Source organism: Acinetobacter sp. AL9 (assembly GCF_041464035.1).
GTDB classification, from domain to species: domain Bacteria; phylum Pseudomonadota; class Gammaproteobacteria; order Pseudomonadales; family Moraxellaceae; genus Acinetobacter; species Acinetobacter towneri.
Genome location: NZ_JAYFSK010000255.1, coordinates 1 through 255, shown reverse-complemented (window position 1 = coordinate 255; position 255 = coordinate 1). Strand labels below are relative to the sequence as shown.

Annotated in this window: 1 protein-coding gene; it reads left to right on the top strand. The window is 43.5% G+C overall.

Annotated features, from left to right (window positions below; all coding sequences use genetic code 11):
• The coding region (locus ACEO2X_RS14575) for a helix-turn-helix domain-containing protein (protein ID WP_371972213.1) at positions 1-255 on the top strand (255 nt) is incomplete at both ends.

Sequence of the window (255 nt, the reverse complement as noted above, 5' to 3'; positions counted from 1 at the left end):
ATCGCTACCCTTGCTCGGGAGTTAGGACGTTCACGATCAACCATCTACCGTGAATTAAAAAGAAATACTGGGCAACGTGGATATAGAGCTCAACAGGCAGCTAAATTTGCAAGTCAAAGACGGTACCATCCTTCATCATCAATGACAGCATTTGCCTTCGCTTATATTGATTATTTGATTGGTTTGGACTGGTCACCAGAACAAATTTCAGGTGCTTTAACACAACGCGGTTGGCTGGATGTACCTTCACATGAG